General features: G+C 57.7%; 11 protein-coding genes and 1 tRNA gene. 2 read left to right on the forward strand and 10 right to left on the reverse strand.

Features of this window, described 5'->3' with window-relative positions; translation table 11 throughout:
• Positions 1-25: 25 nt before the first annotated feature.
• From O3648_RS03045 to ffh, 5 genes are all read right to left on the reverse strand, one after another.
• Entirely contained in the window at positions 26-271 is a 246-nt protein-coding gene (locus O3648_RS03045; protein ID WP_005505691.1) for an RNA-binding protein, read from the reverse strand.
• Between the two features lie 2 nt (positions 272-273).
• On the reverse strand, positions 274-696 hold the full coding sequence (gene rpsP, locus O3648_RS03050) for a 30S ribosomal protein S16 (RefSeq protein ID WP_005505689.1): 423 nt from the start codon (positions 694-696) through the stop codon (positions 274-276).
• Positions 697-950: 254 nt separating this feature from the next.
• On the reverse strand, positions 951-1,436 hold the full coding sequence (locus O3648_RS03055; protein ID WP_371568355.1) for an NUDIX domain-containing protein: 486 nt from the start codon (positions 1,434-1,436) through the stop codon (positions 951-953).
• A 12-nt stretch (positions 1,437-1,448) separates the two neighbouring features.
• A complete protein-coding gene (locus tag O3648_RS03060) occupies positions 1,449-4,121 on the reverse strand; it encodes a hypothetical protein (RefSeq protein WP_371568357.1) in 2,673 nt (890 codons plus the stop codon).
• 118 nt (positions 4,122-4,239) lie between these two features.
• Positions 4,240-5,817, reverse strand: a complete 1,578-nt coding sequence (gene ffh / locus O3648_RS03065) for a signal recognition particle protein (RefSeq protein WP_371568360.1) — start codon at positions 5,815-5,817, stop codon at positions 4,240-4,242.
• Positions 5,818-6,128: 311 nt separating this feature from the next.
• Between ffh and O3648_RS03070 the strand changes: the two genes are divergently transcribed.
• Positions 6,129-6,208, forward strand: a tRNA-Leu gene (locus tag O3648_RS03070).
• A 229-nt stretch (positions 6,209-6,437) separates the two neighbouring features.
• Here the strand turns inward: O3648_RS03070 and pyk are convergent.
• Positions 6,438-7,901, reverse strand: a complete 1,464-nt coding sequence (gene pyk, locus O3648_RS03075; protein WP_314079126.1) for a pyruvate kinase — start codon at positions 7,899-7,901, stop codon at positions 6,438-6,440.
• 516 nt (positions 7,902-8,417) lie between these two features.
• Between pyk and O3648_RS03080 the strand changes: the two genes are divergently transcribed.
• Positions 8,418-8,990 (forward strand): flavodoxin domain-containing protein, encoded by a 573-nt coding sequence (locus O3648_RS03080; protein ID WP_049354549.1) that lies wholly within the window; start codon positions 8,418-8,420, stop codon positions 8,988-8,990.
• Between the two features lie 1,820 nt (positions 8,991-10,810).
• On the opposite strand, the gene adhP is transcribed toward O3648_RS03080, so the two are convergent.
• The 4 genes from adhP to trpB all read right to left on the reverse strand — a co-directional run bounded on the left by adhP (position 10,811) and on the right by trpB (position 15,766).
• Positions 10,811-11,851 carry an alcohol dehydrogenase AdhP gene (gene adhP, locus O3648_RS03085; protein WP_279790177.1) on the reverse strand — a complete coding sequence of 347 codons (1,041 nt, stop codon included), beginning with the start codon at positions 11,849-11,851 and terminating at the stop codon, positions 10,811-10,813.
• 722 nt (positions 11,852-12,573) lie between these two features.
• Positions 12,574-13,578 (reverse strand): prolipoprotein diacylglyceryl transferase, encoded by a 1,005-nt coding sequence (lgt, locus tag O3648_RS03090; RefSeq protein WP_279790175.1) that lies wholly within the window; start codon positions 13,576-13,578, stop codon positions 12,574-12,576.
• Positions 13,578-14,432 carry a tryptophan synthase subunit alpha gene (gene trpA / locus O3648_RS03095; RefSeq protein WP_371568365.1) on the reverse strand — a complete coding sequence of 285 codons (855 nt, stop codon included), beginning with the start codon at positions 14,430-14,432 and terminating at the stop codon, positions 13,578-13,580. Before trpA ends, lgt begins: the two co-directional genes overlap by 1 nt.
• Entirely contained in the window at positions 14,432-15,766 is a 1,335-nt protein-coding gene (gene trpB, locus O3648_RS03100; RefSeq protein WP_371568367.1) for a tryptophan synthase subunit beta, read from the reverse strand. Before trpB ends, trpA begins: the two co-directional genes overlap by 1 nt.
• Between the last annotated feature and the right edge of the window lie 199 nt (positions 15,767-15,965).

Raw genomic sequence — 15,965 nt, forward strand, 5'->3', positions numbered from 1 at the left:
AGCGGGGGCTTCAAGCGTTTACGAGCTAGCGTCGCTTTTTGTCGGTGTCGATAATGTCGATACGCATCGGCTCGCCATCAGATATCGCGTCCATCACCAGACGGATGCTCTTGGCGGTACGACCGGACCTGCCGATAACTCGGCCCAGGTCATCCGGATGCACGCGAACCTCAAGGGTTTCACGGTGACGCTGGGTGCGCAGGCGCACCTTTACGTCTTCCGGACGATCGACAATCCCTCGAACCAGGTGTTCGAGTGCATCAGCCAACATAATTACTCAGCTGCTTCCTCAGCCTCAGCCTCGGGTGCTGCTTCTTCAGCAGCCTCTTCAGCCTTCTCAGCCTTGGGGGTGATAGCCTCGGGCAGGATCACGGAACCCTTTTCGGGAACAACGAACTCAGCCTTAGCTTCAACGGGCAGAACCTTGGACTCTGCCTTCTCGCCCTTGAATGCGGCCCAGTCGCCCGAGAGCTTCAGCAGAGCCAGAACCTGCTCGGTCGGCTGTGCGCCGACGGAGAGCCAGTACTGAGCACGCTCAGAGTTGATCTCGATACGCGAGGGGTGCTCGGTCGGGTGGTAAATACCGATCTCTTCGATGGTCTTACCGTCGCGCTTGACGCGCGAATCAGCGATCACGACGCGGTAACGAGGATCGCGGATCTTACCCATACGCTTGAGACGAATCTTAACAGCCACTTTAGTGGTTACTCCTGTTTCATAATTTGGTGCGAGGCACACGGTTCAGCACCCGTGGGGCGGGCCATTCACGGCGCCTCTATGGACACAACGGCGCGCGAAGAGAGGGGTCGCGCGTCGCCGGGTACTCAGCTAGGGTATCAGAGCCCAAGATTTTAAGCTAGCGACACAGAAAAATAATTGCCGCAGGCACCGAACATCACTTTTAAACAGCGTTCTGTAACAGTGTTCTGCGCCCGTGATGCGCCCGGCCGCTAGTCGAGGTTGCTCATCTCCAGAGTCTCCCCCGTCTCCAGGGCGCGGTAGCACTCACGCAGACGCTCCACCATCGACGGACGCACGTAGCCATCTAGGTTCTCCGGAGCAACCCACTCGTAGGTCACCAGCTCAGCATCCTGCAGGGTAATCTTCGTATCCGCTGCTATCACGCCGCCGTCATACATGTAGTAGGTCGAATCGCCCCACACGCCCAACGCCAGGCCGTGGAAAATCAGCAACACACGACCCAGCTTCACATCCAGGCCCAGCTCCTCCGTAATCTCACGCTCACAACCGGGCTTGGGCGCCTCGCCTGCCTCCACGGTACCGCCGGGAAGAATCCAGCCGTCCTTATAGTTCGGCTTCACCAGCAGCATCTCGCCACGCTCATTACGAATCAGCGCACCCGCCGCCAAACGGCGCGTGGGCAAGGTGGCGATAAAAGCCTTCAGCTCTTCATTGCTCAGATAGGAATCCTTCATGGCTTCTTTCCTTTAGCGGTCGGTTTTCTTCGCAGCACGCTGCCTGATGCTACGCACTATACCCAGGGCACGCTCGCGCAGTCCAGAGGGTGCCTGCTCCGTGGACGGGGTAGCATCCTCCACCGTGCGGTAGTGACCCTCACGCAAATCATCAATCAGAGTGCGCTTCTTGGTCGAGCGCTCATCGCTCCCGCTACCACCCGGATGCACCAGCTCAGCGTCCGCCACCGTGTGGGCATGCTTCTTCGTCTGAGTACGTTCAAAAGAACGCAGCACAGTGGGAATCAGCGCAGATTCCACGGTGGCATTCAGAGCAAAGAGCGCTGCGGCCACCGAGCACTTACGGCTCGCCTTACCCTGAGCGCGACGGCGGCGTGCCACATTCGCCAGGATCAAGGCGATAGCGCTCTGAGCCGTCACATCAATGCTGAGGGCAATGCCCACGCGGCGGGTCTTGGCACGAATCTGCTCCGGAGTCAGACGCTTGCAGCGCGAACGTGGTACAAGGCTCTGCACGAAGGAACCCTTCGGTGCGGAGCTCTGAGATGCACTCATCTGCGGGGCATTCGGCTCATTTCCTTCACTCACCACAGCATTCTTCTGAGGCACGAGCCCAGCAGAACCCTCGAAATCCTGCTGACTCACCATCACCTCCTGCGATACGATGCCATACCCCTCATCCACCGCGGAGTCAGCCTCATGCAGGGCGCTGTCAAGAGTCAGGTAGCCTTCTTCAGTCTCCACAAAAGAGTCCGACTCAGAACCTTCCGGGGAACCCAGGTGGGTGTACTCGTAAGGAATATGAGCGTTATTGATAGCGTCCGTCCACTCGGCAAGAGTCACGCGGCGGCCAGTCGACACGAGGCGGTAGCTACGATCCAGCGGCGAGGTGTAGCCGCCCGGGTAAGGTGCGACCTCCTCATCCTCCTCAGAGAACGTACCTTTAGACACATCGGCAGTTTCAGCCGCATCTGCAGGCTGCGTGAAGCCCTCATCCTCATTGCCGAAGACGCGCGCCGTACTAATCGACGCCACATCAAAACCGGTGGTCGGCACCAGCGCCAGCTCCGTGGGAACATCCAGCAGCTGCAGCACCGACTCCAACGCTAAGGTATTGCTCGTATCGCGCAGGTACGCATTCAGGCGGCGACTGGTAATGGAGTCAACCTCCACACCAAACATCGCCATGACATTAGCGATACCCTGCTCGATTTCCTCCTCCTCGAAACCGAAAATCTTCGAACCCGACAGCTCCGGGGCGCTACCGGGAAGCTCCGAAAGCAGGTCCTCCAACACACCTCCAAAACGTGCAATTTCCTCACGACTGAGAGCACGGTTCAGGCGCTTAGGGACACGCTGCCAGGTGAACTCCTCCACGATATTCTCGTAGGGCTCACCGAACGTCTCCAGGTACCACTCCTCATCCGAGTAGGGTTCACGGGCAGGCTCCTCATAGACCACCAGGTGCTGCTGGTTCGCGTTGCCCTCAGCAATCAGGGCGTTACAGTTCAGCAGGCCCAGCAGGCCCATCAGATCCACCGGATCGGCAGAAATGAGGGTCCACTCCCCCGCCGGCGCGGCAACAACCTGCCGGGTACCAGCAGGAAGGTACGCCAAAAGAAGCCCCGTAATCATGTCAATGGGCAGGTCAATGAGCATGGCGGCGTCGCCGTCCACCAGGAACTCCAACTCACCCTGTCCATTGGGCAGTTCCTCCCACACGGTCGCCTCACCCTCAAGGGCGGCACCGGTAACCGGCAGCTGATCCACCAGCTGCGCCACGTAATCCTCAACCGGAGTACCCACGTGCAGGTGGCCGTCAGCGACCTCCAGCACATTCATGTAACCTTCATCATCCACGGCGCACAGCACGTAGAGTTGTACCTGATGCTCGCCCACCTCGTAGGCAATCAGTTCCGGGGAGGCGGCGGTCGCTTCAATGAGGGCGACAATCAGCTCCTCATCGGTGGTGGAGCGAGCCATGATGCGGCGGCGCTGAATGTTCTCCTCCAGCTCCATGGTCTGCTCGATGCGCTCATTGCGCTGCTTCTTAGCGGTTCGCTCCTCATTCTGGGCGCGCAGGTACTCGGGGTTATCCGATTCGCCGGTTCCGGCGGGTGCGGGGGCGTCGTCCCACATGCCGGTGAGCTTATCGACGGTCCACTCTTCGCTCTCCAGGGCGGCGGCTAGGCGGTCAACCTTCGTGCGGTCGTTCCAGGTGCGCTGCTTATCGTGGTCTTCCGCCTTCACCTCATCGTGTATGCTGCGGGCTTCACGAATGAGGTTCATGATGGTTGCGGCAACGTCGTCAACGGCGGGGTCTTCGCTCTCGCTGGAGTAGATGAGGTCGCCCGTCAGTTCGGCGGAGTGCTCCCCGTACTCGAGGGCGATACGCGCCCAGACGGGGGTGTACCCGGGAAGGATGCTCGAACCATCGTCGAAGCCATCCGCAAAGTCCTTTGAAAAGTCACCTGAAAGGTCGTCTTCACTACCCTCTGCGGGAGCATCGGAGAAGCCCAGCGAGCCCTCCTCAGCTACAGGCTCAGCTGCAGACTCAACTGCAGATTCGCCGGCGGGGTCCTCTACAGCGTCATCAGCGAAGGCGCGCTGAGACCACGGCATGACCTGCTCATCCAGCTGATCATCCGCGTTCTCTCGATTCCAATTCTGCTCGTTCTGAGCCATTGATACCTTCCCTTCACACACCCGTTCATATACCCAACCCGGGCACCATACCGGTACGGGTGCGCCCCGTCACCACGTGCGCACCCGTACCACCCCTTACCGGGGCTCATATTTGCTCTTACTGCAGGAACTTCTCGAAGCCCTTCGGCAAGTTCATGCTGGACAGATCCATCTCCTGGCTCTGAGCCTGCTGACCGAATGCAGCACCGGCGCGGGCCTGCTGTGCCTTAGCTACTGCCGCCTCCTGAGCCGCACGCTTCTGCGGGTTGCCGGAGCGAGCCTTCTTCTTCTTGTTGTTCTTCGCGTTCTTACGAGCGCCACCGGCTGCAGCCGCCATACCGGGCATCTGCATACCACCGGGCATGCCGGGCATCTTGCCCGAAGCAAGCTTCTTCATCATCTTCTGAGCCTGAGCGAAACGCTCCATCAGCTGGTTCACCTCAGACACGGTTACACCCGCACCCTTAGCAATACGGGCACGGCGAGACCCGTTAATGATGCGCGGAGCCACACGCTCGTGCGGGGTCATGGAGCGAACAATCGCCTCCACGCGGTCAATTTCGCGCTCGTCAAAAGCCTCAAGCTGCTGACGCATCTGAGCCGCACCGGGCATCATCATAAGCAGCTTCTTCATGGAACCGAGCTTACGAATCTGCTGCATCTGAGCCAGGAAGTCCTCAAACGTGAAGTCCTCCTGATCGATGAACTTCTTCGCCATGCGGTCGGCTTCAGCCTTATCCCACTGAGCTTCAGCCTGCTCAATCAGAGTCAGGATGTCACCCATATCCAGGATGCGGCTTGCCATACGGTCCGGGTGGAACTGCTCGAAGTCAGTGACGTTCTCACCGGTGGACGCGAACATAATCGGCTTGCCGGTGACCGAAGCCACCGACAGTGCCGCACCACCGCGGGCATCACCATCAAGCTTAGAGAGGACCACGCCGGTGAAGTCCACCCCCTCGTTGAAGGCGTTAGCAGTGTTCACGGCGTCCTGACCAATCATCGCATCGATGACGAACAGAACTTCGTGCGGCTCAATAGCGTCACGGATATTACGTGCCTGCTGCATGAGCTCAGCGTCAACACCCAGACGACCCGCGGTATCGACGATGACCACATCGTGCAGCTTAGCGCGAGCCTCAGCTACGCCGTCACGCGCCACCTGCACGGGGTCGCCGGTGGGTACGTCAAACTCGCTGGTCACACCGGGGTGCGGCGCGTACACGGGCACGCCCGCTCGCTCACCGACGACCTTCAGCTGAGTCACCGCGTTGGGGCGCTGCAGGTCGGATGCAATCAGCATCGGGGTGTGGCCCTGGCCCTTCAGCCAGTGAGCCAGTTTGCCAGCCAAGGTGGTCTTACCAGCACCCTGCAGACCCGCCAGCATAATGATGGTCGGGCCGCTCTTCGCCATGTTGATGCGGCGGGTAGAGCCGCCGAGAATATTCACCAGCTCCTCGTTCACAATCTTGACGATCTGCTGGGAGGGGTTCAGCGCCTCGGAAACTTCCGCACCGAGAGCGCGTTCCTTCACGTGGGCGGTGAATTCGCGGACCACGGGGACAGCGACGTCAGCGTCGAGCAGGGCGCGGCGGATTTCGCGGACGGTTGCATCAATGTCTGCCTCGGAGAGGCGGCCCTTGCCGCGCAGGTTCTTAAAAGTTGCCGTCAAGCGGTCTGAGAGAGAATTGAACACGAGCCGTGATCACTTTCTTAACGTTGAGATGGCCCCCAGCCGCGAAGGCGAACGGGGATGGTTAGTCAGTCTTTAAGGATACAGGATGAGCGCTTTCTCCCCCGCCTCCACCTGTGGATAAGCTCCACCGGTTCACCCTCAGCTCAGGATTTAGACCGAGGGGCGCCTCTAGCTAAGGCGTATCAGGAGCACGGCAAATACCTTCAACAGACGCTCCGCACCCCGCAGTACCCTCAACATGTCAGATGAATTAGATTTTCTAGACAGCCTGGGTTAGAATTCTAAAGGTGTTACGCACTAGTGCGTGATACGCCCGAGTGGCGGAATTGGCAGACGCGCCTGACTCAAAATCAGGTTCTTCGGAGTGTGGGTTCGAGTCCCACCTCGGGCACTCACACTGAAGCGGCGGGAAAGTTTGAAACTTTCCCGCCGCTTTTTCTATACCTGTGCATGCCCATACCTTCGCATAGCCAGCCGAAGGTAAACACCCGTAAGCATAAGAAACCTCCGCCCAGCCATGATAGTTCACGACCGGGCGGAGATTTCTATACATCGGGCAGTATGTTCCAGGAACTAATCCGAGCTACCCCTCAAAAATTCACTCAGAAAGAGTTAGCGGCTTAGCGCTTGACCTCGTTCTCCTCGTAAGGACGCAGGTCCTCACGCTCACCCTCAGCACCGGAGACGCGGTGTACCTGCACCATATTGGTGGTACCTGCGTGGCCTGCAGGAGCACCAGCAGCAACGACGACCAGGTCGCCAGCTTCTGCCAGACCATTCTCAAGCAGGTACTCATCCACGTAGTGGAACATATCTTCCTGGTTGGTAATCATCTCAACCTGCTCAGCGTCAACACCCCACAGCATGGACAGGAAGGAGCGAACCTTCGAGCTGGTGGTGAACGCAACAATCGGAGTCTCGGGGCGCAGACGTGCCAGACGACGTGCCGAGTCACCGGACTGGGTGAAGGTTACGATGAGCTTTGCATCCAGCTGGTCTGCGATGTTCACTGCTGCACGGGTGATTGCACCACCGCGGGTTCGGGGCTTGCGGTCCAACTCAGGTACGCGGTACAGGCCGTCCTTTTCGGTGTCCTTGACGATTGCAGCCATTGCCTGCAGGGTCAGAATCGGGTACTTACCGACCGAGGTCTCACCGGAGAGCATAACGGCGTCTGCACCGTCGAGGATTGCGTTAGCGCAGTCAGAAACCTCTGCACGGGTGGGAACGGGGTTGTCGGTCATGGACTCGAGCACCTGGGTTGCCACGATGACGGGCTTTGCCCAGCGGCGTGCCATGTCAATAGCCTTCTTCTGGACGAGGGGAACCTCAGAGAAGGGTAGCTCAACACCGAGGTCACCACGAGCGACCATAATGCCATCGAACTTGTCAATGATGTCCTGCAGGTTCTCAACTGCCTGGGGCTTCTCAATCTTTGCGATAACGGGCACGCGGATGCCCTCTTCGTCCATGATCTTGTGGACGGGGTCAACGTCTGCACCGGTACGAACGAAAGAGAGTGCAATAATGTCTGCACCCATCTTCAGTGCGAAGCGCAGGTCGTCTGCGTCCTTCTCGGTCAGCGCGGGCAGGGAGACTGCTGCGCCGGGCAGGTTAATACCCTTGTTGTTAGAGATGGGGCCGCCGACAATCACGCGGGTGCGAACGGTGGTGGGGGTGACCTCAATTGCTTCGAGGCGAATCTTGCCGTCATCGAGCAGGAGCTTGTCACCGAGCTTTACGTCGCCGGGCAGGCCCTTGTAAGTGGTGCCGCAGATTTCTGTGGTACCTTCAACGTCTTCGGAGGTGATGGTAAAATCTGCACCGGGCTCAAGGTATTCCTTACCGTTGGCGAAACGCTCGAGGCGAATCTTGGGGCCCTGCAGGTCGGCGAGGATTGCAACATCCTTACCGAGCTTTGCGGATTCTTCACGGATAGTGTTGTAACGCCCCTGGTGCTCGGCGTGGTCACCGTGGCTCATGTTCAGACGGGCGACGTTCAGGCCAGCCTTGATTGCCTCGGAAATCTTCTCGGGGGATTCGATTGCCGGACCGATGGTTGCAACGATTTTTGCGCGCCTCATGTACCTAACCTTTGTGTATTGTTTTGCGTGACCTCTAGGGTTCACGCTGATTTTCCAGGGAAGACTAACGTCAAAATTCCCAACTATTCCCACGTGCTCTAACAGGTCACCACGTGCCAGATGCGTGGGGTTCCTTCTTAATTATAGGCGTTTTGGCTCTAGTTGGGTATGCCTCACCCAACTCTTTCCACTTGAAGAATAGTGTTTCACATCGCATTTTATTTACCCCTCCCCACTGGACACACCAGAGGGAGCCAACCGTCACCCCATTCACCCTCATTCCCCGGAAAGTAGATTAGGGTACTTTTTACTCATGCATAGCCCCTACTGCACAATATTTAGTTACATTCGAGAACGTTCGAGCATATTTCAAAAACATAGAGACACTCAGACTGGGCTATGAGAAAATAGATAGGGCATCCAAGAGCTAGGCGATTTCACATTTTCGCGCGCCTAGCCTATATTGGAACCCATAATTAGTATTTGAAATGCGAAATATATCTGGAAGGTTCACAGATGACTACTCGCGTGCTGATTATCTTCGGCTCCACCTACGGCTACACCGAACAGTACGCCACCTGGTTGGCAGAAGATTTGCGTGCACTCCCGCAGGCTCCCGAAGTTGAGACTGTCCCCGCTTCCAAGGTCACCCCCGAGCAGGCAGAGGCATTCGACGCTTTCGTAATTGCCGGCAGCGACTACGGTGGATTCCTCAACGGGGCACCGGCACTTCGCAAGAAGATTCTGCCGATTATTGCACCCAAGAAGAACCGCACCGCATTCTTCACCGTCTCTTTCACCGGTGAATACTCCAAGAAGCTGCTGGACAAGGCCGTCGCCAAGAGCTACACGCCTGAACTCACCGAAGGTCGCCCCGTCTACCACCTGCGTGGCGGTATCGACTTCGACAAGATTTCACTGGCTCATAAGACCGCACTGAAGGGCCCGGTACGCGCATGGCTCATGGCGAACCCGCACCCCAACGAAGGTATTCAGCAGATGCTCGAATGCTACAAGACCGGCAAGGCTGAGTACATCGACCGCGAGACTCTCAAGCCGCTGATTGAGGACATCGCGAAGTTCCTCTAAATCCTTCAGGATTCACTAGCTTTCGTTGACCCCCACCCGCCCCTCTCGGATAGGCACGGTAAGAAGCCAAGAGGTCGGGCGGGGCTCACCGAGATAAACGTGCCAACAGGCACCATAGCGTGGTCGATGACTCTTCATCTCTCCTGCATCGGCCATGTAACTCCGGATGCTGGATGCGAGGCCGCACCCCAACAGTAGCCGGACGCTGAGGGGGTGGGTCTTTGTGTGTGCGGCCCACCCCCTTCCTTCGCGCTCCAAGAGGTATTCCCTCAGGCCGATCACACCGCGCTAGACACCTCCGACAGACACCTCGACAGACAGTCGCCCGATAGTGCGGTCCGCACAGTAATGAACACACGAACCGGTGCCACCTCCCCCGCTTTTACCACAACTCTGAGCGGTATTTCCACAACCCGGAGCTCCGCACAGGGTCTGGCGGCTGGTCAGGGCCTGGCATCCGGTCAAGCGCTGGCGCAAGGCCGCTCCTTCTAGATCCCTTCCGGCGGAACCCTCGGCATGGACGTCTCCTCACACCAGCAGAACGTGAACTGGGTGAGTGCCTACGCCGTAGATTCCGCTTTGCCTACGCGAAAGCGGCCGAGAGCACCTACTACACCAACCCCTACTTTGCTCAGCAGTACAACGGCTCGTCGCAGTTCTGCACTCTGCCGCTGCACCTGGCAAGCTACTCGACCGTGGTCGATGCAATTCCGGCGGGTTGGAGCAGCTACAGCATGTGGCAGTTCACCAACTCCGGCCCGTTCGTGGGTGACTCGAACTTTTTCCTTGGCATCGTGAATGATCTGAAGGCTCTGGCGAAGAATCCCAACGCGGTGCACCGCAACCGGGTGAACGGCCAGGACCGCGCAGCGTGGAATCTACCAAAGAGCGCGTCAGGTACTAAACGGCGTGGAATCTACTCAACGATAAAACGCACATATAAGAACGAGAGGCACCTGGCAGAGGTGCCCCTCGTTCTTTCGCTACGGGACGCATCTTTTGAACAACACAAAAATCAAGATGTGCTCTGTAGCGGGTGAGGTACCGAGTGAGTAGAGAACTCAGCTATATTACCCGTGCCTGCAGATAAATTTATGTCGAGGCAGTGCGCCGCCGCAAAGCGTTGGTGCGGTATCGTCCAAGAATTTCGGATTAGTGTGGCGGACATAGTCCCCATTGACTATGTCCGTGGGGCCCACACTAATCTTTCTGAGACCTCTTCCGCAGGTATCTTAGAGGGGTGCCTGGCCGGAAGTAAGGACTCAATGGTGAATAACGGCACGGTACGAAGATGCTGAAATTCACCCGGGTATAACGTTCTGGGAGAAGGAATCGATATCTAGGAGGCCGAAACCTTCACACGTTACATCCCGATACATCAAGGGTATGCGCAGGGGCGTTCGAAACCTATCTTTTCGGCAAATATTACACTTCAACCAGTGATTAAATGTTTACAATGTAAGTATGTATTTTAAGGTCAATAGACGTCAAATAAGGTACTCTAATGAACTAATATGGTGGGAATTTTGAGATATTCTCCGATATTTTCAAAATAAATTCCCGTACATATTACGTTTATGAACATAGTACTCACACAGATTTTCAGCCCCTTACGATAACGGCTCTCAAAAACCCGGCACTAAAACATCTAGCTAAAAACACTAGGACGCACCCCGCGTCGTATGCACGGCAGAAAGAGTACCCCTACTCCCCCGCCACACGGGATGCGCCCTAGACGTTATAACCATCGAAACTACCGGCAGGACCCCAGCCGAGTGAGACCTTGAAGCCCTACCGAGGACCTGGAATCATCCGCCAGCTTAGAGGCTGGTGAAGTCCAGAACCATACGGCCGGTAATCTTACCTGCCGCCATTTCCTCGAAGACAGCCGGTGCTTCATCAACCTCACGCAGCTGAACCACCGGAACCACGATGCCGTCAGCACCGAACTGGAACGCCTCCGCCAAATCCTGACGGGTGCCCACCAGGGAGCCCACCACGCGGATGCCATCCAGAATAATCTTCACAATGGACAGTTCCATCATCTCCGAGGGCAGGCCAACAGCCACCACAGAACCGCCCGCACGAACCGACTCGACAGCCTGGTTGAACGCAACCTTCGACACTGCGGTCACCACAGCAGCGTGAGCGCCGCCGCCGGTCAGCTCGCGAATACGAGCCGGAACATCCTCAACCTTACGGCCGTTGATGACGTGGTCAGCGCCGGTCTCACGAGCCAGAGCCAACTTGTCATCGTTGATGTCAACAGCGATAACCTTAGCGCCGAAAACCTTCTTAGCGTACTGAACAGCCAGGTTACCCAGACCGCCAGCACCGTAAGCAACCAGCCACTCGCCGGGGCGAACCAGCGACTCCTTAATCGCCTTGTAGGTGGTCACACCGGCGCAGGTAATCGAGCTTGCCTGCGCCGGGTCAAGACCCTCGGGAACCTTCACAGCGTAATCAGCGGTCACCAGGGTGTACTCGCTCATGCCGCCATCAACCGAGTAGCCTGCGTTCTTCACTGAACGACACAGGGTCTCACGGCCCGAGGTGCAGTACTCACAGTGACCGCAGCCCTCGAAGAACCAAGCCACCGACACGCGGTCGCCTTCCTTCAGGGACTCAACACCCTCGCCAACCTTGACAACACGACCGATACCCTCGTGGCCCAGAATACGACCCGGAACCCCACCGAAATCGCCGGAAGCCACATGCAGGTCAGTGTGGCACACACCCGAGTACTCAATCTTCACAAGCGCCTGGCCGTGACCGACAGCCGGAACGGGAACCTCACGGACAACAACCGAACCGTCAACCTTCTCAGGGACGACAACAGCCTTCATGGTTTCCTTGCACATGACCTAAACTCCTTAGTCATTGGTGGCCGCGCTCAAGCCGCAATTTGCGCTGTACAACCTAACGGGGTGGGCGCGCGTATTCTTTACATTTCCACCGTAAAATGATGAGCCGCCAATCTAAAGGTTTACCCCCGAATATGACAGAGGGGTTACTTAGTGGTCGGCACGCGAGCGAGGATAAGCTTTCGATAAGGTCTATTCCTACCAATGCACTAAACCGCCAAAGGTTTATATGACGCTATGACGAAGTGACACAGAAGATGAGAATGCTTCCTAAACCAGAGGCCTGGGAAGCATTTAGAAAAAAAATTTAAATATTAAGTTTGAGGCGCATACCACCCTAAAGAAAGGGTTCAATCTGCACCTATACAATCCCTACAGGCTCATAGCCGCTCATAGCCACCGTCTAGAAGCAGAATACAACCCTAATAGCCTGCACCGCCGCGCTCACCCGGACCATTCGGAGCGTTCAACGCCTAGCCCAGATCCATGAACCTACTACCGCTGCCAGCGCCACCGTCAGCCAGCTGCACCGGCAGTCGCAGTACTCACTAGCTTCTGGGTGCAAGTGCTCGAAAAATCAATCACCGAACCATCAGCAGTCGGCGGCGTGACAGGGCAGATGAAGCATCGGCAAGTACAGCAAACCCGCCGTGCGGAGTGCACCTCCACACGGCGGGTTCAATCAAGATGAAATTTAGACGAAAGCTAGAAGACGAAAGCTAGGAGCCCTTCCTCGAAGACTCAGAAGAGTCAGAATCCTCGGCGGACTCTGCCCTCTCGGATGCCTTCTTCTCAGCATCCTCTGCAGACTCATCTGCGGCAGGCTTCGGAACGAACTCCGCAGGAGCTGGCTCAATACCCGCAGCAGCCTTCGCCGCCGCACGACGACCAGCCACCACAAAACCAGTAGCACCCAGCAGAACCAGCAGCAGAGCAGTCCACACGTGAATACGAACACCCCAGAGCATCTCCGAGGTATCAATACGCAGGAACATCTCAATGAAGAGGCGCCCTATACCGTAGTAGAGCACGTACAGCCACAGGGTCTGCCCCAGCTTCAGCACGCCCTTACGGCCCAGCCACAGCAACAAAGCCACACCCAGCAGGTTCCACAACGACTCATACAGAAATGTCGGATGGAACAGCGTACCCGCCGGATACTGGGGCGGGAAATTACTGCTCGACGCGCTAATCTCCAAGCCCCACGGCAGAGTCGTCGGCTTGCCGAACAGTTCCTGGTTGAACCAGTTACCCCAGCGGCCAAACGCCTGAGCCAGCAGTATACCCGGCGCTACCGCATCCGCAAAAGCCGGGAAATTAATCCCGTAGCGGCGGCAACCATACCAAGCACCCAATGCGCCAACCGACACGGCACCCATGATGCCGATGCCGCCCTCCCAAATCTTCAGGAAAGCCCACGGATCAGCAACATTCGGACCGAAATAGCTACCCGGGTCAGTAATCAGCACGTGGTAGGCGCGAGCACCAATAATGCCCGCCGGAATAGCCCACATCGCCACGTCAAAAACGCGTTCAGGGGTGCCACCCGCCGCCTTCCAACGGCGAGCGCCCAGCCACAAGCACACCGCCATACCCGCAAGAATACACAGGGCATAGAAATGCACACGGAACGGGCCCAGCTGCAGGTACGAAACGCTCGGGGAGGGAATCGAAGCCAGCACGTTAGCTACCGGCACGCTCGCCAGAGAGAGTACATCAGACATTAGCCTTCACACCCCGCCAGCTCACGGGTCAGCTTAGCCACCGCATCAACACCGCCAGAAGCCAAAGCCTTCACCAGTGCGGTACCGACAATCACGCCGTCCGCATACGCACCAATCTCCTCGACGTGAGCGCGAGTCGAAACACCCAGGCCCACGCACGCACGAGGCGCACCGGCAGCCTTAATGTCTGCAACCAGGGTACGAGCCGCCTCCGACACGGAGGTGCGGGCACCAGTCACACCCATCACCGACACGGCGTATACGAAGCCGCTCGACGCCTTCGCAATAGTCGCCAGACGCTCCGGCGAAGAAGAAAGAGCCGCCAAGAATATACGATCCAGACCGTACTCGTCAGAAGCCTCAAACCACGCCGACGCCTCATCAGGCACCAAATCCGGTGTGATCATACCCGCGCCACCGGCGGCTACCAAATCACGCGCAAAATTCTTCACACCGTACGCCAGAACCGGGTTCCAGTAAGTCATCACTACAACCACCGCGTCGGTCGCCTCGGTAATACGGCGGACCGCCTCAAACAGATGAGGAAGCTTGAAACCGTTCTCCAGCGCCATGCCAGTCGCCTTCTGAATCACCGGGCCATCCATGACCGGATCAGAATAAGGCACGCCCAGCTCAATAATGTCCGCGCCGTTATTGCCCAAAGCGATCGCCGCGTCAATCGACTCATCCAGGGTCGGAAAGCCCACCGGCAGGTAGCCAATCAGCGCCGCGCGGCCCTGCTTCTCACACTCAGTCAGACGAGCTGCCAGCGGCGAATCGGGGTTAGAAGTCGGGAACGTACCGTCCAACACCTCAAAGGGGGCAGCATGCGAAATAGCGTCCTGGTAGCTCATTACTTAGCCTCACTTTCAGCCTGTGCGTTCCGTGCAGTGGATGCGGCAGCTTCCTTATTACCGGTCATCAGGGTTGAAGAGGGAATCGCCTTACCCAGGCCGAACCACTTCAGGGCGGTCTCCATGTCCTTATCGCCACGACCGGACAGGCAGACAATCATCGTCTTCTCGCGTGCGGCTTCCGGGTCCTCCGCAGCCCAACGCTGGCACACGCGCAGCGCGCCCGCCAGAGCGTGTGAGGATTCAATCGCCGGGATAATACCCTCAGTACGGCACAGCAGGCTCAGGGCATCCATCGCCTCGGTGTCAGTCACCGGCTCGTAGGTCACGCGACCAATATCAGACAGGTAGGAGTGTTCCGGACCCACACCAGGGTAGTCCAAACCAGCCGAAATCGAGTGGGACTCAATAGTCTGACCGTCTTCATCCTGCATCAGGTAGGTCATCGCGCCGTGCAACATGCCCGGACGACCCAGAGTAATAGTCGCCGCGTGACGGCCCGTCTCCACGCCGTCGCCACCAGCCTCAAAACCGTAAATCTCAACCGACGAATCGTCCAAGAACGCGTGAAACAGGCCAATCGCGTTCGAACCGCCACCCACGCAGGCAGCAATACCATCGGGCAGGCGGCCGGTCTCAACCAGAATCTGCTCACGCGCCTCCTCACCGATAGCGTCGTGGAAGAAACGCACCATCGCCGGGAACGGATGCGCACCAGCAGCAGTACCCAGCAGATAGTGGGTGTTCTCAACGTTCGAAACCCAATCGCGCAGCGCCTCATTAATGGCATCCTTGAGAGTGCGGGAACCGTTCTGAACCGCAATCACCTTCGCACCCAGTAGCTGCATACGGGCCACATTCAGCGCCTGACGCTCAGTATCTTCCTCACCCATGTAGACCACGCACTCCATGCCGAAGAGCGCAGCCGCAGTAGCAGTCGCAACACCGTGCTGACCCGCGCCAGTCTCCGCAATCAGACGGGTCTTACCCATACGCTTAGCCAGCAGAGCCTGACCCAGCACGTTATTAATCTTATGGCTACCGGTGTGGTTCAGGTCCTCACGCTTGAGGAACACACGCGCACCAGCATGCTCAGAGAACTTCGGAACCTCCGTCAGCAGCGACGGACGGTTCGAATACTCAGCAGAAAGACGCTGGAACTCAGCAATAAACTCGGGGTCGTTCTTCGCCTCGTTAAAGGTCGCCTCCAGCTCATCCATGGCGGCAATCAGCGACTCGGGCATCCACCGCCCGCCGTACTCACCAAAATAGGGGCCGGGGGCATTCTTCAACGACTTACCGTTGAGGAAAGCATCTGCCAGGTTTTCGCTCATCACTATTCCTTCCCTGGATGGTTACCGCCAGATGCGCGCCGCGGGTAGGGCGGGGCATCAGGCCTAATCACAGCGAAACACCACGCAGCCGCGGGTAGGGCGGGGCGACGTTCGCATATATCCCCCTATAGTACCCGGGCGCAGGCGGTGAACAGTACCCTGGGGTGCACATGACCACCCCTAGGACATGTGACATTCG

Origin of the sequence: Rothia sp. 27098_8_161 (assembly GCF_041432905.1) — a bacterium.
Lineage (GTDB): Bacteria > Actinomycetota > Actinomycetes > Actinomycetales > Micrococcaceae > Rothia.